The sequence below is a fragment of the Bacteroidota bacterium genome (assembly GCA_039821555.1).
In the GTDB taxonomy this organism is placed as follows: Bacteria; Bacteroidota; Rhodothermia; order Rhodothermales; family Rubricoccaceae; genus JBCBEX01.
This window is the reverse complement of the sequence record JBCBNX010000003.1, coordinates 250,425-273,657: the sequence shown is the minus strand read 5'-3', so window position 1 is coordinate 273,657 and position 23,233 is coordinate 250,425. Positions and strand designations below refer to the sequence as shown.

The window sequence follows — 23,233 nt, the reverse complement described above, 5'->3', positions numbered from 1 at the left end:
ACCTTCTCGTCGAACTCCAGCATAGCCGAACCCCTGATGAACGAAAAGCGGTCGGTCAAACGCTCCACGCATCCCGAAGCTGTTGAGGCGCAGGTGGGGCGTGATGCCGTCTGCGTTGAACTGTCAGACGGACGCATGCTGTCGTTCCCGCTTGCGTGGAGCCCTCGACTTCTCTACGCAGAGCGTGAAGAACGGGAAATCGTCGAAGTCTACCCAGGCGGTATGCATTGGCCGCTTCTCGACGAGGATCTGAGCGTTGCTGGACTGCTCGCGGGCGTGCCTAGTCAGGAATCAGGCGAAAGTCTGGAGCGGTGGAAGGCCTTGATGGACCGCCGTCGCGCTCAAAGGGCAGCAGATGGGGGCATAGAACCGCATGCTCCTGTCCGGGCGCTCCCTGATTGGTGGCACGACGACACGGCCATTTGAAGCAAATAGCCGGGATTTGCGGCCGGGTGCCCCGCCTCGACATCGGGTGCCCCGCCTCGGCAGGTCACCAACTGACCTTCGCTGTCGGCTTCTCCTCCGATGCGTCGAATCGGAAGTGAACGCTGCCAATCGGCTGGCCGCCGTGGCTGAGCAGTCCGCGATGCAACCGCCCGTCCCGCTGAGCGTCAGCCGCAGCAAAAGGCTGGGTCTCGAACATCAACTCGTTCGCGGACCATTCGTCATGATCATAGACTGAGAGGATGTACACACGCTCTAGATCGGCTACCTGCGCCTCTAGTGTGAACCAAAGCGGCAAACTGCCAGGACCGACATCTGACACAACAGGTTGTGTCGAGCGGGCAATCACGTTGTCCTGCGTGTCTCGAACCACAAGGAGGAGGTCTGGGCCCGTCAAAAGATCCCATGCTGCATCCCCATTGGGCAGTTGAAAGGGAAGCGCGCGAAGCAGCCGAGCCTGGGGTCTGTCTGAGATTCAATTTCTGGGCTGCACCTCGCCCCGAAGAGCGCCTGCTTCGTGCAGCTGTATCGCCGTAGCTCAGCTACAGCTGCTTCGCGGGCCTTGCAGACGCATTCTGGCTCGTCGGCCCGCTTTCATATCTCGAATCTCAGACAAGGCCTATTTCAGCGCGTCCTTTGGCAGATATTCCCGAGAAGGGGAGAAGAGTCTTCAAGAAAGCTGTCAACATGATCTTGGTCTGACACGCATGCGTCGCCCTCCCATTGATCAGGTCGGATTCGTTTCGTTACTTCAGCGCGAGGTGCCTTCTCCTTTTACAAGTCCATGACCTCCGACCGAAATGAGCTGCCCTCGTCCTGCTCTGATGGGGCAGTTGGAGCATTTCCTGATGCCCATCTTCCTGCGCAAGCGCCTGAGCGACACGAAGGTGATGCCCGCGACCTCTCATTTCTAGTTGCCGGAAGTGTAGACCTGATCGTTACGTCCCCACCCTATTGGAAGCGGCGCGACTACGGCCACGACGACCAACTCGGCCAGGAAGCCACCCCGAAAGCCTACGTCGAGGCTCTTGTCGACACTCTAAATGGGTGGGCTCGGTTGCTGAAGCCACACGGGTCAGTCTTCCTCAACATCGGCGACACGTACCGCGGCGGCTTTCTGGCAGGCGTGCCAGCTCGCTTCGAGGTGGCCGCGCGCGATGCCGGGTGGCGCGTCGCCAACCACGTCTCGTGGACAAAGGCGATTGGGATGCCCGAGCCTCGACCATACCGGCTGGCGAGCAGGCACGAGCCGGTCTTTCACCTCACGCGAGCGCGCAAGGCAAGCGACTACTTCTTCGACCTCTACGCACTGGCGAACGACCTGGGCCGGTCGGCGAACCCCGGCGATGCGTGGGACCTCCATCCCGCCCGGAGCCGAAGCGATCACCTCGCGCCTTTTCCGCCAGAGCTAGCGCGGCGGGCTATTCTGTTGGGCTGCCCTGAGCGGGTCTGCTCAAAATGCGGCTGCCCGTACACACGGGTCCTGGCACCAAGCGCCAAGCTCGACGAGCAACGACCCCAGGCACGACGTGCCATGGAGCTCTTCGAGCGGCACAAGCTGACGGACGCACACCTAGCAGCGATTCGTGCCGTTGGCATTTCGGACGCTGGGAAAGGCAAGCGTCTCCAGAACGGGTCGGGGCGCAATGCTCCACATGTGCAGACGTTAGCAGAGGAAGCAAAGCAGGCGCTGGGGGGCTACTTTAGGGAGTTCACCTTCGGGCCTAAACTTCATTTGGGCTGGGACCGCTGCGACTGCGGCGCTCCAACTACGCCAGGCACTGTGCTTGACCCGTTCATGGGAAGCGGGACGACGCTACTTGCTGCGGCAGCATTGGGGCGGAATGCCATCGGCGTGGACCTGGTGGTGCCCGACACTCTCAAGACTACGCACTGACCATGCCCTCCTTCGCTAAGAAGGCACTTTCTCTCTTCCTCCGTACGGGCTGTCGTCGGCAGTTGCTTCTGCAGCTTTACACCTCAAGGGCGGAACGCGCCGTACGAGGGATGCCCCAGCCCCAAACGGCCCGCGCAGGGCTCGGATTGACTGGGCGAGCTGGAATGGAATGGCAGGAGCAGAAGGTGAGCGAAGTTGAAGGCGTATTCGGCTCCCAGCGGGTCATAGCCAAGCGGCTACTTGACGGCAGGATCGGCCAGGTGCAACTCATCGATGTCCTCCACAAGATTAAGCCAGGGACGCTTATCGTAGAGGCGACCTTTGAAGCGCACACTGAGCACTTCCGCCGGGCGATCGGTATCGGCGAACTGAAGGACGCGAGAGAGGAGTCTGTGAGTGTCGGCGACGCACGCCCGGACCTGATCCAGGTGCTCGGTCCGGTGCAGAATCGCGCTGCTTGGGAGCGCCCCCCGGACACTACGGGTACCGACTGGCTAGGCCATGCGGTGCTACCGGACGGCCAGATGAGACGCATAGAGGCGCACGACGAACGCATGCGGCTTCGTGTGATCGATATCAAGCAGGCGGCGGAGCCGGGTGCGCACTATTTCGCTGAGGTGGTCTACTATTCGATGGCGCTCGCGGCGTGGCTAGAGGAGCATGGGCTGGCCGACCGCTTCGTGGTAACGGCAGCACCAGCGGTCTGGCCCGGCACCTACGAGGACTCCGCCGTGGTCAAGGCGAAGAAAGAGGCGGAGCAGCACGCCCGCAGCTTGACGCCTGTCGAGATGGATGCAGCCCTGGCCGAAGACCTCCAGATTGCCCCCGTAGACGCACTAGCGGCGCGGCTGGCGCGGTTCTTCCTGGAGGAGCTTCCCCAGGTGCTTTCCACACCGCTGGACGACCTCCCAGGCCACGTCAACTATCGGTGCCAGGGGTGCGAGTACCTCGGGTATCCGTGGCCCCCAGGAAAGGACGGCAAGCCTACCAACGAGGCACTTCACTGCTGGCCACAAGCCGAGCACAAGGGCCACCCATCACGCGTGGTAGGGCTCTCGCGCGGCGGCGCGCGTCTGCTGAGCGGTGCAGCGCGTACCGTAGGCGAGCTAGCCGCGCTGCCAGCCAGCCACGGCGCGTTCGACGCCAGCCAGACGCTTCGCGCCAAGCGGACGCTCTACCCGAACCGCGCGAAGTCGTTGGAGACGAGCGAGGCTTTCGTGGTGCCCAACTCCGGTGGCGACGCGCTCATGCCGAGCTACGCCGACCTGCGTCTCTACCTGTTCCTCGACTACGACCTCGCCAGCGCCATCACGGCGACCTTCAGCCTGCGGGGCTTCTGGAGCGAGCCGTTGCCGTACGGCTCCGACGAGGAACGCCAGCAGCGACGGTACGACCGGTTCAACGGGTTCCAAGAGACGTACGTTGTCGCGGAGCGGACGCCAGAGGCGGAGCGCAAGCAGCTGCTCGCGTTCCTGCGCGCGCTCAAGGGCGTCCTCGACGACGTACGGGAGGCGGACGAGGCCGACGTGGCTACTGGCCGCCGGAAGCTGGACTACGGCAATGACAAGCACCAAACGAGCACCTACCAGCTTTACCTCTGGGACGAGGCGCAGCGCAAGCAGCTTGCACGCGTCGTATCGCGGCACCTGCCCGCCATCCTGGCCGATCCGAAGCTCAGAGGCACAGCGTGGCTGTTCACGCCGCCAGAGTTACTCCAGCACCCCGAAGAGGCGTCGCACAAGTCGCCGTTTACGCTTGTCTCGAACGTGGTGCAGAACACCGTGGCTGCGCCGGTACCGCACCACTACACGCTCCTGGAGGTAGTCAAGAGCTTCAAGCCCGACGCCTACGTTGGCCCCGGCGAGGAGGCCGAGGAGGGAGCCTGGCGCGTGCCAGCAGTCCACCCGCTTTTCCGCGATCCGCTCTCTGACCTGATCCCGCCTGAGCGCCTGCACGAGATGTGGGAGCGGCGCGGCAACTGGACGCAGACGCTGCGGGTGATCGAGGAGACTACGCAGAAGAAGATGACCGCGCTGCGCCTCGTCGTCGCCCACCTGGAGACGCTACTGAAGCGGCAGCTCCAGACGCGAGCCCCACTGCTTGGCAAGACGCCCAGCCGAATGAAGAACGCTCCCGCTGAAGCCGTTGTCCTACACGAGTTCACGCGACTCGGGGGCGCTCTCGACGAGCTGGAGGCGCAGGCGGTGCGGGCGATGCCGCCGCACGAGCGGGTGACCCGGTTCAAGTCAGCGCTCTTGACTGAGCGGCTGGAAGGCCCGGATCGGGGCGAGGCGCTGGAGCAGCTGCGCGCGGCAACCGGCGAGGCACTTCCAGCAAGCGACGGGCTATGGGTCTATCGGCTATCGGACACGTCGCGGCAGTTCAACGTGCGGCCGCCCGCTCTAGGGTACGCTCTCGCACCCCGCGCGCACCCCGATCTGCTCAACAAATCGGCCTTTCCGCTACTCGATGAGTACGGGATCACCATCGACGGGAACCCACGAGGCAGTGTCTCCGAGGCGGGGCTGACTTCAGTGTCGGTGAAGGCCATCGACCGGGAGGCAGGGCTGATCGCGCTCAAGCCGTGGCACACGAACTGCGTACCGGACCTGGAAGCGTGTGGGGCCTACGACTTCGCGGGCGACGTGATGCTCGACCCGACGAGCAAGGACTACCTGGAGCGCAAGGTCCAGGAGACACTAGCGGGTCTCGGTAGGCCCGCCTCAGCGCGGCTTGATCCGCAGGCGGCGCTAGCGCTTGGCGTCGAGCCCGATTCGGCCCCCACCAACCCTGATCCCGAGACGCCGCTCTCGGAGTATCTGTGGAACGCGCAAGCCCTCTCCGAGCAGGCTGTGCCGCGTGACCTGGACACAGCCCGAGACGCGCTGGAGGCTGCTGGCTATGCGCTCAACGAATCGCAGTGGGCAGCGTGGGAGGCAGCGCTCACGCGCGGGCTGACGCTCGTCTGGGGGCCTCCTGGAACTGGGAAGAGCCGGACACTACGCGGCATCGTCGCTGCCGCTGCTGCCGAAGCACAGGCCTCTGGGCGTGGCCTCCGCGTGCTCATCGCGGCGCACTCGTACCGGGCGATGGACAACGTGCTGCTAGGGCTAGACGAGCTGCTGCCGCAGGTGCTCCCCGAGAAGCCGTACGAGCTGTATCGCGTGCAGAGCGGCTACAACCTGCTTAGCGACAAAAAGCAGAAGAAGCACCCTGGTGTCGTCGCCGTCACGCCGGGTTCGCTCTACGAGAGGGGGACGCCCGACGTGCTCGCGCTCAAGGATCGGTTGGACTCCGACGAGGGCATTGTGATCGTGGGCACAACGCCGCACCAGCTACACAACCTCGCCATGTCGACGAGCTTCAAGAGCTACCCCAGCGGCGGCACGAGAAAGCGCCTGCCGCACAGCCGGTGGTTCGACCTCGTGGTGATCGACGAGGCCTCGCAGCTTGACGTGGCGGCGAGCACGCTGCTGGTGAGCAAGCGCCGCGACGACGGAGCCATCGTGCTCGCTGGCGACGACCTTCAACTCGCCCCGATCCACAAAGCCGACGCACCGGCGGGGTTGGAGCACCTTGTGGGGTCGGTCTACGGGTTCGCGCGGCACCGACACGGCGTCGCACCGCAGGCGCTGCAGGTGAACTACCGCTCGAACGAGACGCTCGTCGCCTTCACGCGGCGCGCGGGCTACGACGCGGGCCTCCACGCCTTCCACCCCGACCTCCGACTCGCGCTCCTGCCGCGCGGACGCGCGGACGTACACGTCGCTCTCGATCTTCGTAATGACAGCCTGGAGGTCACTGGCTACGTGGGCCGTCTCCCCGACGAGCGCCCCGCCGACTGGCCCGACGCGCTCCACTGGACGCCCGGCTGGTCGGCGCTGCTCGACCCAGCCTAGCCTGCCGCGTGCTTCGTCTACGAAGACGAGGTGAGCAGCCAGGTCAACGCATTCGAGGCGCAGGCCGTGGCGTCGATGTTGTGGCTGCTTTACCGGCACGCGAGCGCACAGCTCTCGGGCGAGCTCACGCCGGGTGGCAGCGCCTTAGCGCCGTACACTCCCGAGAGTTTTTGGACGCGAGGCGTAGGCGTTGTAACGCCGCACAAAGCCCAGATGGGTCTGGTCGTGCAGGAGTTGATGCGCGCGTTCCCCGAACACGATCCGAAGCTGATCTGGTCAGCCGTCGACACCGTCGAGCGATTTCAGGGGCAAGAGCGCGACGTGATCGTGGCCTCCTTTGGGCTGGGCGACCCCGACTTGATCGAGGCCGAGGACGAGTTCCTCTACAGCCTCACCCGCTTCAACGTGATGGCCTCTCGGGCGCGCGCCAAGCTGATCGTGCTCACGACGCGGACGCTCGTAGACCACCTCTCCAACGACGCCGACGTGCTGAACGAGTCGCGGTTGCTTAAAGGCTTCGCCGAAGGCTTCTGCCGCGACCCGCGGCCACTCATGCTTGGCTACCTCGACGGCAGCACACTCGTAGAGCGGCCCGGTACCCTTCGAACCCGAGGAGCTGCATGAGCTCACCGAAAATCTTTGTCAGCTCCGTGATGAAAGGGTATGAACCGTTTCGTCAGGCAGCTCGCGCAGGTATCGAAGCGGCGGGCCGGAAGGCGGTGATGGCAGAAGACTGGCCTTCGCTCGGCGACTCATCGCGAACGGCTTGCCTCGACCTCGTGGCAGCGTCGGACGGACTGATCCTGATCGTCGGGGAACGTGGCGGGTGGACGGCCCCATCTGGGTTGCTGGTCGTCGAAGAGGAGCTACGCGAAGCACAGCAGCGGAAGCTGCCCGTGCGCGCATTCGTGCAAGATGGTGTTCGGCGCGACGCCGATGCCGAGCGGCTCGTCACTGCCGTAAGCGACTACACGACTGGCTTCTTCCGCCGCACCTTCACCGACGCAGCTTCGCTCGCCGCCGAGGTTGAGCGGGCCGTTGCCTCTATCGACCCTCTCCCTACCGACGCGATGCTCTTCAACGCCGACGCTCTTCGTGCTCTGGCACTCGACGTAGGTGCCGCCACGCCTCAACAGCAGCAGCGCGTTGAGCGGACGCTTCGCTTCGTGCTCGCGCCGGAACGCGCTGGCGAAGTCATAGACCCGAGGCGGCTCGACGAAGAGGCATTTCACCACGCTGTGATGGTAGCGGCGCAAAATCCCGCGCACCGGCTCGTCGCCTACGGGCAGCCGGTGCGGCCCCATGTCCGGGGCCAAGCGCTCGTCGTGGAGCGCGCAGAGCCGCTCCAAAACTGGCGAGACGAGCAGACAGGACGGATCGAGGTCCACGAAAACGGCTTGGTCGTCGTAGACATCCCGTTGGAGCCCACTTCAAGTCAGCGCGGCATGGGTGCCCTCTCCTATACCCTCGATGAAGCGTACGTCGAGGCCAAGCTGACTGCGGTGTTTCGTTTTGCCGGAGCGATGTATGCGCAGGAGGACCCCCACCTCCGTTATGAGCGCCTTCGATTCGATGTGGCTGTAGCGGGAGTCTCGCAGGGTGGTAGCTCCGTCCTTCCGCAGGCGTGGGGCCACCAGCAGCAATCGCCCACCCCGCTCACGCCGCTCCCTGCTCCGCGCACAGTGAGCCGTAGCGACCTCGGTAACCCCGACGACGAGGTCTCGCGCGTGCTGACCTACTTGCGCCGCAAGCTCGTGTCTTAGCACGCGAGTGGTGTTTATTGACGCCGCCTCCTCCGCAACGCGAGCGACGACCGTGTGATTGTGTGTTGATCCACCCTTAGAGTAGGAAGCCACTCGCAGACCTGACGGATGTGCTGCTGCCGATAGACACGACGCAGGCCGAACTGCGCGTCCCGACCAAGGACAACCCCAATACGAAGCTGCAAGAGTGGATCGACAGCTTCAAGGAGCGATACCGGAAGCTCAAACCGGGCATGTTCTACGTGCGCCTGCTGGCCGACTCTGGCACCGACGACGGCGCGCGTGTGCTGATCTGGAAAGTGTCCGGGCGAGACAACACGGAGGTGCCCAACCTGTAGGTAGATGGGCGAAGCACGCGGATTGCTCCTGCCCATCGCGTGTCCGAGCGGTTCGCTAGCGGTCTGCCAGGGGTCAACAAGGGCTGCGACGTACGCTGGCTGCCCCCGCATCCTATCTTGGCCCTGCCCCCGTGAAACATCGAGGGCGTCCGTGAAACATCGGAGAGCGCCGTATCCAACGGCCCGGCCGCGCGTTTACTCGCCTCTCGGTCACGACGACACCCACCGTGATCCCGCGCGCTATGAAGCACCTCTACCTCGCTCAGTATCTCGTCAACCGGTTCGGCCATGTGCCGGGCGGGGTGACGCCGCTGAAGCTCCAGAAGCTGCTCTACTACGTGAAAGCGTGGAGTCTCGTAGATGGCCGTGACCTCGTCGGCGTGCCGTTCGAGAAGTGGCAGCACGGGCCGGTCAACCGGGACGTCTACCAGTATTTCAAGCGGTTCGGACGCGCCCCGCTTCAGCCCGAAGCGCTGGCCCCGTCGCAGGAGCCGCAGGGAGCCACGCGGGAGTTCATCGACTTCGTAGGACACAGCTATGCCCGTTTCCCGGCGATCACGCTCTCGAAGATGACGCACGAGGAGGATCCGTGGCGGCTCACGCCGGACGACGCCGTGATCGCGGACACGCTCATTGCGCGCTACTACGCTGCTCAGCCGTTCGCGACCAACCTCCCGTTCGATCCGGTCGGCAAGCCCTACGTCCCCGTCCAGAGCCATATGGACCGGGCGGCCACGATGGACATGAGCGCCGCCGATGCCAAGCGGGCTTCGACGTATGCCTCGTACCAGGACTACCTCGCCCGGCTTGAGAGCGCAGGCTTCGTCTCGCGCGACGAGTGGCTGAGCCAGTTGCTCGCCTAAGCCGGTGGCACGGCCCCGCTCCGAACTCGCGACGCTCGCTGACCTCCTGCGCGACTTCGGCGCGGAGGGCTGGACCGAAGACGCCGCCGAGCGCGTTTTCGACCTTATCGCAGATCGCTCGCGGGCGCTCTTCAACTCATACGTCGAGATTGCGGAGGCTGTCGCCAAGGTGATCGAAGGAGGCGTGCTGACGCTTCCTCTCGTGCTGCGCAGACTGCTGCTGGGTGCCCATCTCACCCTCTTCAACGAGGTGTTTGTGAACGCGGGGCAAGTTCGGCAAGCAGGCGACCCCGGCGGGAGCCACGTCTACTTCGGAGGCCACCGCGGGCAGCGGCGCACGATGCGGTTTACCGGGCTGCCCGCCGATCAAATCGACGCGGCTCTCGATGCAGCCTTTGCGCGGCTTGAGGATTGGCGCGACGACACTTCCGGGAGCAGCGTAGGGGAGCGGGCGCGCGATGCGGCCATCCTCTTCTACGCCGACCTCTCGCGAATCCACCCGTTCTACGACGGCAACGGACGGACAGGCCGACTTATCGTCTCGGTCTACCTGCACCTCCACGGGTGGCTCGTGGACTGGGCGCAGATCGATGAGCGCGAGGGACGGTTCATGCGCAAGATCAACGACGTGAACGAGAAGAAGAGCGCCGCGACTGACTACGAGGCATTTTTGCTTCGCTTCTGGGCGAAGTACGTCGAACGGACGGACACCCTGGAGCCGCCCGCCGACCCAGCGCCACCCAACGACGACGCCTAGCCGTGCCGGGCACGCTGTCTGCCGTGCGCGGCTATTCTTGCATAGCGCGTCACCTCGCCAAGCGGAGCGCGGAGATCCCGCAGGGGTTGCGCTGCTCCAATGCCTGAAGGAGCCACCGATAGCGTGCCTCAGACCTGGTTTGAGAGCGGGATGACGTCAGCGGAGTGCGGAGGCGCACGGGGCGTGTCGTTCGGTATCCTAGCCGCCATGGTTCGCCCGGCTGACACGAGGCTGGCACCTGCGTCGCCTACGCTTCCCCCGTTTCTCCCACTGCTCTCCGCCCCCATGCCCGCCGACGCTCAGTCCCGGTTCCTCCGCCTGCTCAAGCAGGACATCCTCAAGCTCGACCTCGCCGACCTCGACTTCGGCGTGTACCGCATCCTCGCGCACCGGCGCGGCGAGATCGAGCGGTTCTTCGATGAGACGCTGCCCGCGGCGATCTCGGAAGCGCTGGCTTCGGGCGGGGCCGACCGGACGAAGCAGATCGACGAGCGGCTGGCGACGCTCCGCGACGAGTTGACCACGCAGGCGCAGGCGCTCGGCCTGGCGAGCGCGTTCGACGACGAGGGCCGCCTCGCTGAGGCGTTGCAGGCGTTCCCGAAAGGCAAGACGTACGTGGAACTGGCGGAGGAGAAGGCGGCAGCCGACGCCGGGGCGGGCTTCGAGGACACCGAGGAGGCGACCATCTTCGCCCACCTCTACGCCTTCTTCAGCCGCTATTACCGCGACGGCGACTTCCTCCCGCAGCCGCGCCGCGGGCGCAAGGCGCAGTTCTCCGTCCCCTACCAGGGCGAAGACGTCCACTTCTCGTGGCGGGGGCGCGGCAACCACTACATCAAGACCGCCGAGGAGCTCGCGCAGTACACCTTCACGGTCGCCGACACGCGCGTCCGCTTCGAACTCGTCCAGGCCGACCAGGAGGAGAACAACGTCAAGGGCACGACGCGCTACTTCCTCCCCCTGCCCGACCAGTGCCGCACCGAAGACCAGCACGCGGAGGCGCAGGACACCGAGGCGCAGCCCACCGAGGATGGGGCGCCGCCGCCGCTCTTCGTGGTCCCGTTCGCGTTCCGGCCGCTCACCGAGGCCGAGAGCAAGCGCTTCACCACGGCGAAGAAGAGCAAGGACGCCGACGCAGACACGCTCCAGCAGGCTGCGCTCGACGAGGCGACGCCCGCGCTCCTCGATGCGGCCCCGGACGCGCTGAAGACGAAGGAGGGGACCGCCGCCCTCCAGCGGCACCTCCGGCGCTACGCCAAGAAGAACCGCACCGACTACTTCGTGCACCCCGACCTCGGTGGCTTCCTCCGCGCCGAGCTGACGTATTTCCTCAAGAACGAAGTGCTGGACGCCGACGCCCTCCTCGCGGGCGACGCCGACGGGCTGGCAGGGCGGCTCGCGCAGGCCCGTGTGGTCCGCGACGTGGCCGAGCGCGTGATCGCGCTCCTGCATCAGGTGGAGGACGTGCAGGCGCGGCTCTTCGAGAAGCGCAAGCTCGTGCTCCAGGCCGACTACCTCGCGCCCGTCTTCGCGCTTCCCGAGGCGCTCCACGCCGACATCATCGCGAGCAACCGCCAGCGGGCAGCGTGGGCGGACCTCTTCGGCGTGGACCTGGGCGCGGACGACGTGGCAGAACTACGGCGGCGGCCTACGCTCGTCGTGGACACGGCGCACTTCGACGCCGACTTCAAGGCGCGGCTGCTGGCGTCGTTCGACGACCTGGACGAGGCGCTGGGCGGCGTGCTCGTGCACAGCGAGAACTACGCAGCGCTGCGGACGCTTGGGCCGGTCTACGAAGGGCGCGTCCAGACCATCTACATCGACCCGCCTTACAACACGGGCTCAGACGGCTTCCTCTACAAGGACGACTTCTCGCAGCACTCGACGTGGCTGACGATGATGGAGGAGCGCCTGCGCCTGGGGCGTGAATGGCTCGCGAACCCGGCACTCGTGTTCGTGTCCATTGACGACAACGAGTCTTTACGCTTAGGAGCCTTGCTCGAAGCAGTCTATGGAGTAGACAGCTTTATGGCTTCGATCATGTGGCAAAAGCGGTACGTATCGAACGCGACTGCCAAGTACATGTCCGATATGCATGACTATGTCTACGCATACGGCAGTGGCCTAGACTCCGTGGACATCGAGCTTTGGGACCGCACAGCCAAGCAGTTGAAGGCCTACGATAATTGGGATAATGACGACCGGGGACCGTGGCGTGCGCAGGACCTGTCCGCAAGTAAGCCGTACTCAGCGGGTCAGTTCGAGATCACGACGCCTACGGGGATGGTTGTTACTCCTCCTCCCGGTCGGTACTGGCGGTGTAGTCGCGAGAAATACGAAGAGTTGTTGGCGGACAACCGGATCACATTCGGAAAGTCTGGTGAGGGGCGGCCGATGTTGAAGGCATTCCTCTCCGAGTCTCAGGGTGGGGTCAAGCCACACACTTGGTGGACGCACAAGTTCGCTGGCCACAACAAGGAGGCGAAGTTGGAAACGAAAGCGTTGTTCGGTCAGGAGACGCCGTTTGGTACTCCGAAGCCTGTTAAGCTCATTAGGCGGCTGATCGAACTCCACACGTCCGGGCGTGAGATGGTGCTTGACTACTTCGCCGGTTCTGGAACGACCGGCCAAGCGGTAATCGCGAAGAACCGCGAGGACGGTGGCTCACGCTGTTTCCTGTTGGTGGAGCAGGGCGAGTATGCCGACACCGTACTTATGCCACGCATTCAGAAGGTGATGCACGCGCCGGACTGGAAGGACGGGGCACCCGGGGAGGCGGCTTGCTTCGATGGCCTCGGCACCGAGGGCGATCTCACGATGCTGCCCGACTGGGTCGGCCGCACGCCGCGGCTCGTGCAGGTCCTCCGCCTGGAGAGCTATGAGGGCAGCCTCAACGCGCTCGAAACCCCCGCCGAGCGCACCGCCCGCCAGCAGAAGCAGGCCGCCCTCTTCGGCGACGATTACCTCCTCCGCTACTTCCTCCCCCTGGAGACCGCCGACTCGGCCCCGCTGCTCAACCTCCAGGCGCTCGCGGACCCGTTCGCCTACCGCCTCCGCGTCCACACGCCCGACGGCGTGGCCGAGCAGCCCGTGGACCTCGTCGAGACGTTCCCGCTCGTGATGGGGCTGCGGCCCGTCCGCCGCTGGACCGAAACGCACGCGGGCGCGATGCCAGGCGGCGCAGACCGCCCGTACACCCTCATGGAGGCGAAGGGGCGCGACGATGGCCTCGTGCTCGTCGTCTGGCGGCCCGTCGCTGGCCTGGACCCGGCGGCGGAGAAGGCGTGGCTGGCCGAGCAACTCAGCGCGAAGGGGCAGACGTGGGACGCCTACGGGACCGTGTGGATGAACGCCCAGGGCGCGCTCCCGAAAGGCCGCGAACTGGACACTGAGTTCCGGCGCGCGCTGCTCGCCCGCGACCCGCACGTCCGCCGTGCGCTGCCTTCGGGCGACGGCCTGCCCACGGGCGAGATCGCCCAGCTGACCGCCTAGCCCAATGCCTAAGCTCCATGACCGCCTCGTCCTCTTCGACTACGTCACGTCGCTCCTCGGCGGCTCGCCTGGAAAGTCGAGGCAGGCCGCCGACGAACTCGGCATCGCCCTCCGCGACACCGACGAGGGCGCAGGTCCCGACGGTACCTCCCACTTCTACGGCGTCCTCGCGGCGCGCAACGGCCGAGTGAAGCTGGGGGGCGGCCAACTCGCGCGCTACGACGCGCACATCCTCACGCACGAGCGGGCGATCCGCCAGCACCGCCCAGGGTTTCGGCTGCGCTACTTCCAGTACCTCGCCGCGCTATACGCCGAGGTCGTGCTCGACCGGCTCGCCCGCGATCCGGGCGCGCTGCTCCGCGAGGCCGAGGCCCACCGCGCCGCGCACTTCCCCGATGTGCCGCCCTTCACGGCGCGCACGCTCCGCACGCTCGCCTTCTGGATGGCGACCGGGGCGGGGAAGACGCTGCTCATGCACGTCAACCTCCTCCAGGTCCGTCACTACTTCCGCGACCACTTCCAGAACACGCTCCTCCTCGTCCCGACCGAGACCCTCCGCGAGCAGCACCTCGAAGAACTTCGCCTCAGCGGCCTCGACGCCGCCTTCGCGCTCGACCCCGAGGCTGCGCGAGCGCGCGTGCAAGTCCTGGAGATCACGAAGCTCTACGTCGAAGGCCTCAGCGACACCAAGCCGCGCGGCAAGACCGCCGTGAGCGTCCCCACGAGCGAGTTCGAAGGCCCGACGCTCCTCCTCGTAGACGAGGGCCACAAGGGCACGCGGACGAGCACCGAGCGCAAGACCGAGCGGGCGTGGCGCGCCATCCGCGACGACCTCGCCGGGGCGGGCGGCCCCGCCGCTCAGGCCGGACTCACGCTCGAATACAGCGCGACGTTCGCCCAGGTGACCGAAGGGACGAGCGACGCCGCCAAAGACCTCCTCGACGACTACAGCCGCCAGACCCTTTACGAATACGCCTACCGCCGCTTCCACAAAGACGAGTTTGGCAAGGACTACCGCGCGATCAACGTCAAGCAGGACGACGACCTCTACGGCGACCGCCTCCTCCTGGGCGCGCTGCTGACGTTCTACGAGAAGCAGCGGTTCTTCGACGCCACGCCCGAGGCCGCGTCCACGTTTAACGAAGCGCCGCCGCTCATGACGTTCGTGAGCGCGCGCGTGACGGGCGGCCCCGAGCTGGTCGGCGTGCTCCAGTTCCTCGACCGCGTGCTCCAGGACGGCACGGGAGCCACGGAGGGCATCGCCGCGCTCCTGCGCGGCGAGAGCGGGCTGCCCGGCCCCGACGGGCGCGACGTGTTCAGCGTGGCGTTTCCCTACCTCCGCGGCCTCGGCCTCGCCGCAGCGGACGTCTACGCCGACCTCTGTGCCCGCCTGTTCTACGGGCACGGCCGCCTCGTTCTCGTTCCCCTCGCCGACGCGCCGGGCGAGATCGGCCTCCGCACGGCCGACGCGGCCAAAGACCGGTTCTTCGGCGTGATCAACGTGGGCGACCCAGGCAAGCTGGCGAAGAAGGTCGCGCAGGAAACCGCGATTTCAGTATCCGCCGAGACGCCGTTCACCGGGTCGCTCTTCGAGAGCGTCGGGGAGGATACTAGCCCGCTCCGCTTCCTGATCGGCTCGAAGAAGTTCACCGAGGGGTGGAGCACGCCGCGTGTGTCGGTGATGGGCCTGATGAGCGTTGGGTCGAGCGCGGGCGCGCAGGTCCTCCAGCTCTTCGGGCGCGGCGTCCGGCTCCGCGGCGTCGGCGGGCTCATGCGCCGGGCTGAACTGAGCGATCATCCCCCGACGCATCTCGACCGTCTGGAGACTCTCGACATCTTCGGCGTCAAGGCCAACTACCTCAAGGCCTTTCTCGACACGCTCCGCCGCGAGGGGGCCGAGGTGCCCGTGCTCCGCCTGCTCCCGCTCTTCGCGGACGCGGGGGCGTTCGAGCGCGCAGGCCTCCAGACGCTCGACGTAGAGGACGGCTATCGGTTCGCCGAGGCCGAAACCATCGACTTCAACCCCGACACGCTGGCGAAGTCCGTCTCGCTCGACCTCACGCCAAAGATGATCGTGGGCGGAAGTGCGGACGAAACCAAAACGGCCTCGACGGGCCAGGCCAAGCTCAAGTTGGGGGCAGACACGCTCGCCTGGCTCGACCTGGACGCTCTCTACTACCACGCGCTAGCCTACAAGCAGACGAAAGGCTGGGCCAACCTCCAGGTGCGGCGCGAAGCCGTAAAGCGCACGCTGACGACGAAAGCCCGCCTCGCCGCTCCGCCGGAAGTACTGGCTCCGACCCAGCCCGCGCACGCTGTGATGCTGGATGCGGCAGCCCGGACGCTCGTCGAGAAGGCGCTGACCGCGTTCTATCGAGCCGAACGCGAACGCGCCGAGAAGGCCAAGATGGTGACGTACCCGTTGACCATCGACGACCCGAACGTGCCAAAGCTCGCTGTCCGCGAGGCTGGAGGGCAGACGTTCCAGCGCGCCTACCAACTCAAGGTCCCAGAGTCGATGCTCGCCGACGTAGACGCGCTGCTCGCCGATGCCGAGGCGCTGCGGGAGGAGGCGCACGGGTTTCCGCTCCCACGGATGCACGTGGCGGCCCACCTCTACGCGCCGCTGCTCGTCGAAACCCCTGTGAGAGACGAGGCTGGCGTGCTGACCGTGCCCAAGATGCCCCCAGGCTCCCCACGCGTGCGCTCGACACCGGCCGGACTGGTTGACAGCGAGGTGCGCTTCCTCCACGACCTCCGCATGTTCTGGGACGACAGAGACGAAGACGAGTGGGGGACGACGCAGCTCTACGTTCTGCGCAACCTCCCACGCGCGGGTGTCGGGTTCTTCGAGACGGCCGGGTTCTACCCCGACTTCCTCGTGTGGTTGAAGGACGGCGACCGTCAAGCGCTTGCGTTCGTAGACCCCAAGGGCCTCGCGCGGTGGAACGAGGAGAAGGTCCGGCTGCTCCAGACGATCCGGTCGTTCTCGGACCGGGCGGGATTCCCGCTGTTTGGGTTCATCGTGTCGCCGACGGAAGCGGGTGCCCTGTCGATTCCCGACGTGGCCCCGGATGAGGTGGCGGCCTTCCTTCGGGAGCGCGACGTGCTGCTCCAGGACGACCCGGCCTATGTCGAGCGTCTGCTTAAGGTGGTCCGCGCAGCGCTTCAAGTCAAAGCCGCTGGGGTGAGCACCTGACAGAGACGGTATGCCCTTCCGAGCTATTCATGCCGAAACTCGCGTTGACCACATTCTCTGGGAGGCGACCTCGGACGAGACGGTAGACGCCTGGCGGAAGCTGGGTCAGCGGCAGCTCTTGCGCTGCCCGACGTGTGGCGGCGCAATGCGAGTCAGGGCTGGCAGTGTGTACACTAAGCACTTCGCTCACTTTCATCGCGTTGACTGCCCGGCAGACAACGATACGCCGGAGCTAAGGGCTGCGAGGATGGCGCTGTACCTGTGGCTTAGGCCCAAGGTGGAAGCACGCGGTGGGACGGCAACCATTGAGGACTGGGTGCCGGAGTCGGGTCTCCCTCGGCCCATCGACGTTCATGTTCGATTCGAAGACGGGAAGCCAGGGATCGCGGTATGGCTCCACGACCGTCAATTGGGACCGGAGAAACGAGAGCAACTAGAGCAGGTGATGAAGAGCTTGCACACGACTCCGCGGTGGGTGTTTACTGAGCGAATGCACCGCCCCGTGGAGAAGAAGAAGGACCGGGTCAACCTCTCGACGTTGGAGCGAGACCGAATGGAGGCGTCGCGCTTTGATGCACTCGGACCCGGCGAGGGCACGCTGCATTACCTCGTGGAAGGGAATGCGAAGATGAGGACCTATCGGGGCCTAAAGCTGATCCATGCTCCAGGAACGTTTAGCGGCTTGGTTCGCGAAGACCCTCTGGAAGATGTGTTGCTCACGCGAAAGGGTGCGCTGCTCCACCCCGGCGAGTTAGAAGCGCTCAAGGCATGGGAGACTGAGCGGGAGGCGCTGCGCATGGAAGCCGAAGCTCGTTCGAAGCGCGAGGCTGCTGAGCGGGCGCGGCGGTGGGAGAAGCTCAACCAGAAGCCCCTTAGTCACCGTGCGAGTGCAGGTCTGCCTCGGGTGAGCACGTTCGGTGCTCAGCAGTCGCCACGCTCGGCCTTCATCACATCCCCACAGCAAAAAGTAGGGCCTCGCCCAGGCGATGAGGCTGAGTGCTCCGTTTGCGGCCGTGTGCGACGGTGGGTAGCCCGCAATGGTGCGACAGGAGAGGTGAAGTGTCCCGACTGTGTAGGGAAGGTGCCACCTCGAAAGCGGGATTCTTAGCGAGCCGCGTTGCTACATCAGCTAAGTGGAAAGTGGAATTTGTGGAATAACGCCGCCTAGTTGGTGTCAATTTCCACATATTCCACTTTCCACTCGGCTCACACGCCCGTTTTCTCCTCAGCCCATGAGGGAAAGAAGGCGTGGTAGTTGACCGTGTGCGAAGCTGGATCGACTAGCCGCGTAAACGCCCCGTGGGTCGCATCCTCGGCCAAGCGCGCTTCGATCAGGCGCTCGATCACCTTGTAGGCAGCCGAGGTGCCAACCTGCCAGACCTCCTTCACGTCGGTGTAACCGAAGCTCTCGGAAAGGCTAAGCGCCAGCCGCTTGTCGCGGCTCATAGCCGCCCGTTCGAAGCCATACTTCTCATAGATGCGGGCTGTCTCGTAGCGCAGCCACGTCGCAAGGCGGCACGCGCGTACCATCGCGGTTAGCGATACCTCCGTGGGGCGCTCGCCAGCCTGCACCGCCTCAGCGACTGCAAAGACGAGCGCTAAGCGCGCTGCCATGGCCTCCAGCTTCATGAGCGCCGAGCGTAGCGGGCCATTGGGAAGATTGAAAGCGAGGCGGCGATTCTCGTCATAGAAGGCGACGAAAAAGTCCCGCGCGTGGGGATGCAGCGTGAGTACGTCTGTCTCGTCGCCGCAAGGGAATGCGTAGAGGCCATGGATAAGCTGCTTATAGCCTTCGGTCACCTCTGGGGCTACCGTTGCTTCTGTCCAGCGCTGGAGACGTGTGGGAGGCTCACAGAACAGCAAGCGCGCAGCAAAGCCGCTTGCAAAGTGCGCCTTGGACATCTGATCGCGGAGCACCTCCGGCTGGATCGTGCCAGAGACATTGACGCTCGGCCGATCAATGCGAATCACCGGGTTTCGACTCGATTTGCGGTCGATCACGGTAGGTTTTCCGCCGTGCATCTCGATCCAAGCTTGCAAATCGCCCGACCCGCTCGCGTAGCGGTCGAAACTCCCAAACCATCCGGCAAGCTCGTCCCGGGCGAGGAGTACCCCCCTGGAGTTGTCGCCGAGGACGGCACCGAGGCTCTCCACAGTCGTGTCGCCGACGCGGTAGCGTGTAAGTAGGGGAGGGGTCGGCTTCGAGGCGCGACGCTGCTCCTTTTTGGGGAGGGTCTGGAAGTCGGCGAGTTCGGCTTCGTAGGCTGTGAGTTCTGCTTCGTACTTCTCAAACGAGGCGCGTTCGAGGTCGAGGATAGGACGGAGTGCTGCATCCATCGACGGCGACTTGCCCGAACCGGAGGGGGCCACCACGACACCCCAAAGCGTGGACGCTTCGGTCCACGTGGGTTTGAGTTGGATGCGGAAGGCATTCCCGACCGCCGCCGCTAGAGCAGCGAGGGTCGGGATGGCAATCATCGCTTCGTCAACGCCGATGGCCGCTGCATGCGCCCGGACATGCTCGGCAGCCGCCGTTGGCAGTGTGTCTGTGGGAAAGGGGACCCACGAGAGCGGGGCACCCCTCTCAGTCGCGAGGTGCCCCGATTCATTAGACGGGTGCCCCGGTGGGTGCCCCGATTCATTAGACGGGTGCCCCGCCTTGGTTGGGGGGGACCCGGCTGTTCGTCGGGTCCCGTTGATACATGAGTGGATTCGTGAGGCGAAATACCGGGGGGCAGTGCTGATGGACTGCCGTCACCTCGGTGCGCATCACGTTTCCCGTCCATATGCGAGGGATCTCTCATGGGCCTCCTCGCCACCGGCAGCAGCGTGCGCACAGATAGGCACAGTCGTCGTGCGGCCCTGGGGCACCCTCGTTGAGGAGAAGGTAGAGGCCGATTCGGAGGATCTTTGAGAGGTGAGTATGGCGCGGAGCGTGAATCTCTCGGCGTACCGGGATCTTGCACGCCCCGCATTCCATGCAATAGATTCGCATGGCGATAAGAAATACGTTTGTGAGCGTAAGTCTGGCCTGCCTGGGCACAGTCGGTTGCAGCCGACTGTGCCCCTCCTTTTTCGCCCCCCGACGAACTGTGCACTCTTCTCAGAGGGCTCAGCGAGGCCGTGGAATCGGGTAAGGCGGGTGCCCCGTAGGGCGAGTGCTGCATAGGCTGAACTGCTTGGTTAGCGGTTGACGCGGAAGAGTCGCTCGACGACGCGGCGGTCGAAGTACTTGCGGCGCTTAGATCCGAAGCTCATGCTCGGGATAAAGCGGGGGTCATCGGGGTCCAGATTGCTCCAGTTCAGGATCGTCCGGGCGTCGAGGCCGACCATGCGGCCCACTTCTTTTGCACTGAGAGCCTTCCGGTCATCCGGGACAGCCTCGATCTTGGTGATGATGGCGTCGAGCTTGCCTTCGAGGCGCTCAATGTGGTCAAGCAGTTCGTCACTCATGGGAGTGGAGGGCTAGTGGGTTTTGAAAGCGGTTCGGTTGTCGCGACGGCTTGACATTACCATCCACTCCCTGGGTGAGGCGTTCTCCCCGTTCCAGATTCGTGGACAGGCGACCGCGCTAGGAAGGCAAAGTGTCCACGCTCTAGCGAAAAGGTGGATATATGGACGGTATGAGCCATTTGAGCGTGGACGAGATCGGAAGGAATTACTTCTCGTTGTCCACGCTACTTTGAGAGCAGCCTTCACGGTCTACGCCGAGTTTCTGCTCGCGGCGGTAGAAAGCGCTGTCGAGCGCCTTCTTGACCCGGCGCTCATCACCTTCACCGTAGCCGACGAAGGTGAACATTGCTAGGGCGATACGGACACGTTTAGCCCTAGGGCGGTGAGAATGATGCTCCATAACAAAGTCGGCTGCCACTGAGATTTCCTGGACACGGATCTGCGGTACTCTGTCCAGGACGTCGTGGTCGGCTAGGTACTTGTCGATGCTGTCTAGCGCGTCGAGGTGTGCCCGCTCACTACCTGCTTCGCGCAGCATTGAGTGCAGCGTAGCTAAGTCATTCACGTCTAGGCGTGGGATTGGAAGAGGTGGAAGGTCCTCAGGGTCCGGTGGAACGTCTGACGATATTTGCGACGTGTTGTGAAGTCCGCGGAATGCCGCCCCAGCGAGGACGGCGGCCTCTCTTTTCGGATACAGCGTTGCGACGAGATCGGGGCGGAAACTTCCCCAACTATCGATTGGCGCTTTATCGGCCCATAGCGACAAGCGTTGACCAAGCTCCGCAAGGATCTCAAAGCGTCGCTTTCGCCTCTTTTCACGGATACCTTCGAAGTAGTCTGCATTCTTGCCCAGATACTTCTCAGCGTGACTGATCAGCTGAGGGACGTAATCCCCATGTAAGGCCAGGTAATCCCTGCCGAGTTCGCTAATAGGAGTGGGATGGGCGAGCTCTCGTATGTCTTTAGAGGCACGGTTTTCGTCGATAAGCGACTCGTTGAATGGGCGATAGCCTTCGAGGTAATGCCCACTGCGCTGCAACCATGCAACTGTGACGATCCGAATGAAGATGCGTTGTTCGTGTGTCATAGTCCTGCCTCGTCCAGGCGATTTTGGATGTCCTGTGCCGAAATGTGGTTGTAGGGCTTCATCGTTTCACTGCTCTTGTGACCGTGGTACTTCATCGTGTACGTATCTCCAAGGCCACTGCGCAGCAGCTCCGTCACGCTGGTGTGCCGCAAGCCGTGTAGTGAGACGGTGTCTCTAACCCCTGCAGCGCGGACGTAGCGCTTGAACGTAGTCGTGACGTGGTTGTCGTTGAGTGGAAACGGTTGGCCGCGCACGCACTTGTAGTAGAAGACGGGACCAGAGGTCGGCCGACCTTGTGCTCGGTGCCATGCTGCAAGGACGGAAAGGAGCGCGGATCGGATCGGGACCGTCCGCTCGTCGCCCGACTTGGTAGCCGTGACGTAGAGCATCCGACCAGCGAAGTCCACATCCTTCCAGTCGAGTTGAATCAGTTCCTTCCGCCGTAACCCCGCGTAATACCCGGTCATTGCAAGCGGCTTGAACCAGCGGTGGAGGCCCCGAACATGGCCTGACTTGATCTTTGCCCGCTGCTCCTGTTTAAAGGCAACGAGGATCGCATGGAACTCCTCAGCGGTCATCACTTTGCCCGAGAGTCGTGTGTCCTTGCGGGGGTAAGCGATGCGCGAAGCAGGATCAGCCGTGGTGTAGCCCTCCTCCTTCATCCACTTGAAGAGCATCTTGCAGAAGCGGAGGTACGTGGTCTGTGTTGCTACCGAGTAGCGCGTCTTAAAAGCGTACCTCCGCAGATCATCTTCGTTGATCTGTCCGACAGGCATCGAGGCCCCGATCTGGTCGGACAGGCGACGGAGGTGATCCGCATAGTCCGTGCGTGTGCGTTCGCGGACGTGCGACCGGCTCTCCATGAAGGCTGCTCCAACGCCTTCGAGCGTGCGTCCAACTGAGCGCTTGCGCTTTGCTTCGAGTTCGGCCTTGGGCGTCCATCCCGCGAAGGGATCCATGTCCCCGAGACGGTAGCGTTCACCATACTCGACCTTGAGCTTGTCCGCCTCGCTCTTCTTCTTCGTGCCAAGGCTGAAGACCTTCTGTTCGAGCTTGCCGCTGGGCAACCGGCGAGAGAAGACGACGGAGTAGAAGCCGTTTCGCTTGCGCAGGCTCGCCATGAACGAGAGTAGGAGGGGTTGGAAGTCACCGTGACGCAGCGTGTGCTACATCATTTGTTACAACCAAGCTACTCTGGACGGTCTCTCAGGGGAAAGGAGGAGGGCGCGGGACCCGCGTTCCTTATCCACAAAAAAGCCCGAAATCGGCACGTAATGGCTGATTTCGGGCGGAAGTCGTGGAAAACTTCTGGTGCCCCCACAAGGACTCGAACCTTGGACACCCTGATTAAGAGTCAGGTGCTCTAACCAACTGAGCTATAGGGGCACCGCGTTAAACGCGCTTGCCTAGGCCGGTTCCGAACCCGGAAGGCTTCGTGTGCTCTTCAACGCGCCGCCCGATCTCTGTCGCCGCACGCCCGTGTGTGGCTTGCATTCCGGCCCGTCCCTTCCGATCCTTCGGCCCCTCGCACGTTCACCGCCTCGCTGTCTATGCGTACTGCTCTGCTGCGCCGCGTCCAAGCGCACCTCCTCGCCCGTCCCGACCGGCTTGACACCGCGCAGTGGGCGTGGTGCCGCAACCTCCGCGCGGTCCTCGACGAGGGCGCGGCTCCGGAAGGCTTCCGGTGCTGCCTCGCCGGGCACGTGCTGCTGCTCGACGGCGTCTACGACGAGCCGACGATGCTGCGCCTCTCCGTCGAGCGCGACTGCGGCTACCTCGGGCGCCAAGCACGCGAAGCGCTCGACGCCACGGAGGCGGAGCAGCGGCTGCTCTTCTATCCGAGCCAGTGGCCCAAGGCCTTCCGCGCGGCCTACTACACCGCGTCCCGCGCCGAGGAGGCCAGCGTCGTGGCGGCGTTCCTCGACCATGTGTTGCCCGCCGAGCTGACCCCGGCGCCCGACCGCCCCGCCATTGAGGCGGAGCGCGTGGCAAGCCCGGCCTGGCAGGGTGCGCGCGCACGCTAGGCCCTGCCGATCCGGCC

At 64.5% G+C, this 23,233-nt stretch carries 15 protein-coding genes and 1 tRNA gene; 11 read left to right on the top strand and 5 right to left on the bottom strand.

What is annotated here, in order from left to right:
• Window positions 1-36: 36 nt before the first annotated feature.
• From AAFU51_05505 to AAFU51_05460, 10 genes are all read left to right on the top strand, one after another.
• Window positions 37-426, top strand: coding sequence for a DUF2442 domain-containing protein (locus AAFU51_05505; protein ID MEO1570706.1), 390 nt, complete (start codon window positions 37-39; stop codon window positions 424-426).
• Between the two features lie 802 nt (window positions 427-1,228).
• Window positions 1,229-2,341 (top strand): site-specific DNA-methyltransferase, encoded by a 1,113-nt coding sequence (locus AAFU51_05500; protein ID MEO1570705.1) that lies wholly within the window; start codon window positions 1,229-1,231, stop codon window positions 2,339-2,341.
• A gap of 110 nt (window positions 2,342-2,451) precedes the next feature.
• Complete coding sequence (locus AAFU51_05495; GenBank protein MEO1570704.1) at window positions 2,452-6,240, top strand: AAA domain-containing protein; 3,789 nt, start codon at window positions 2,452-2,454, stop codon at window positions 6,238-6,240.
• Window positions 6,241-6,270: 30 nt separating this feature from the next.
• Window positions 6,271-6,864, top strand: coding sequence for a C-terminal helicase domain-containing protein (locus AAFU51_05490; protein MEO1570703.1), 594 nt, complete (start codon window positions 6,271-6,273; stop codon window positions 6,862-6,864).
• On the top strand, window positions 6,861-8,003 hold the full coding sequence (locus AAFU51_05485) for a DUF4062 domain-containing protein (GenBank protein ID MEO1570702.1): 1,143 nt from the start codon (window positions 6,861-6,863) through the stop codon (window positions 8,001-8,003). The genes AAFU51_05490 and AAFU51_05485 overlap by 4 nt, the downstream gene beginning before the upstream one ends.
• 110 nt (window positions 8,004-8,113) lie before the next feature.
• Window positions 8,114-8,341 carry a hypothetical protein gene (locus AAFU51_05480; GenBank protein ID MEO1570701.1) on the top strand — a complete coding sequence of 76 codons (228 nt, stop codon included), beginning with the start codon at window positions 8,114-8,116 and terminating at the stop codon, window positions 8,339-8,341.
• A gap of 227 nt (window positions 8,342-8,568) precedes the next feature.
• Entirely contained in the window at window positions 8,569-9,204 is a 636-nt protein-coding gene (locus AAFU51_05475) for a type II toxin-antitoxin system antitoxin SocA domain-containing protein (GenBank protein ID MEO1570700.1), read from the top strand.
• Between the two features lie 4 nt (window positions 9,205-9,208).
• Window positions 9,209-9,961, top strand: coding sequence for a Fic family protein (locus tag AAFU51_05470; GenBank protein MEO1570699.1), 753 nt, complete (start codon window positions 9,209-9,211; stop codon window positions 9,959-9,961).
• A gap of 285 nt (window positions 9,962-10,246) precedes the next feature.
• Window positions 10,247-13,453, top strand: coding sequence for a site-specific DNA-methyltransferase (locus AAFU51_05465; protein MEO1570698.1), 3,207 nt, complete (start codon window positions 10,247-10,249; stop codon window positions 13,451-13,453).
• 4 nt (window positions 13,454-13,457) lie between these two features.
• The gene (locus AAFU51_05460) at window positions 13,458-16,652 is read left to right on the top strand and encodes a DEAD/DEAH box helicase family protein (protein MEO1570697.1); all 3,195 of its coding nucleotides are present in this window, start codon (window positions 13,458-13,460) and stop codon (window positions 16,650-16,652) included.
• Window positions 16,653-17,858: 1,206 nt separating this feature from the next.
• On the opposite strand, the gene AAFU51_05455 is transcribed toward AAFU51_05460, so the two are convergent.
• From AAFU51_05455 to AAFU51_05435, 5 genes are all read right to left on the bottom strand, one after another.
• Window positions 17,859-19,130, bottom strand: a complete 1,272-nt coding sequence (locus AAFU51_05455) for a DUF3987 domain-containing protein (GenBank protein ID MEO1570696.1) — start codon at window positions 19,128-19,130, stop codon at window positions 17,859-17,861.
• Between the two features lie 705 nt (window positions 19,131-19,835).
• Window positions 19,836-20,105, bottom strand: a complete 270-nt coding sequence (locus AAFU51_05450; protein MEO1570695.1) for a hypothetical protein — start codon at window positions 20,103-20,105, stop codon at window positions 19,836-19,838.
• 205 nt (window positions 20,106-20,310) lie between these two features.
• The gene (locus tag AAFU51_05445; protein ID MEO1570694.1) at window positions 20,311-21,192 is read right to left on the bottom strand and encodes a hypothetical protein; all 882 of its coding nucleotides are present in this window, start codon (window positions 21,190-21,192) and stop codon (window positions 20,311-20,313) included.
• Entirely contained in the window at window positions 21,189-22,313 is a 1,125-nt protein-coding gene (locus AAFU51_05440) for a tyrosine-type recombinase/integrase (protein ID MEO1570693.1), read from the bottom strand. Before AAFU51_05440 ends, AAFU51_05445 begins: the two co-directional genes overlap by 4 nt.
• A gap of 188 nt (window positions 22,314-22,501) precedes the next feature.
• A tRNA-Lys gene (locus AAFU51_05435) sits at window positions 22,502-22,578 on the bottom strand.
• A 164-nt stretch (window positions 22,579-22,742) separates the two neighbouring features.
• Here AAFU51_05435 and AAFU51_05430 point away from each other — a divergent pair.
• The gene (locus AAFU51_05430; GenBank protein ID MEO1570692.1) at window positions 22,743-23,216 is read left to right on the top strand and encodes a hypothetical protein; all 474 of its coding nucleotides are present in this window, start codon (window positions 22,743-22,745) and stop codon (window positions 23,214-23,216) included.
• The last annotated feature ends 17 nt before the right edge of the window (window positions 23,217-23,233 follow it).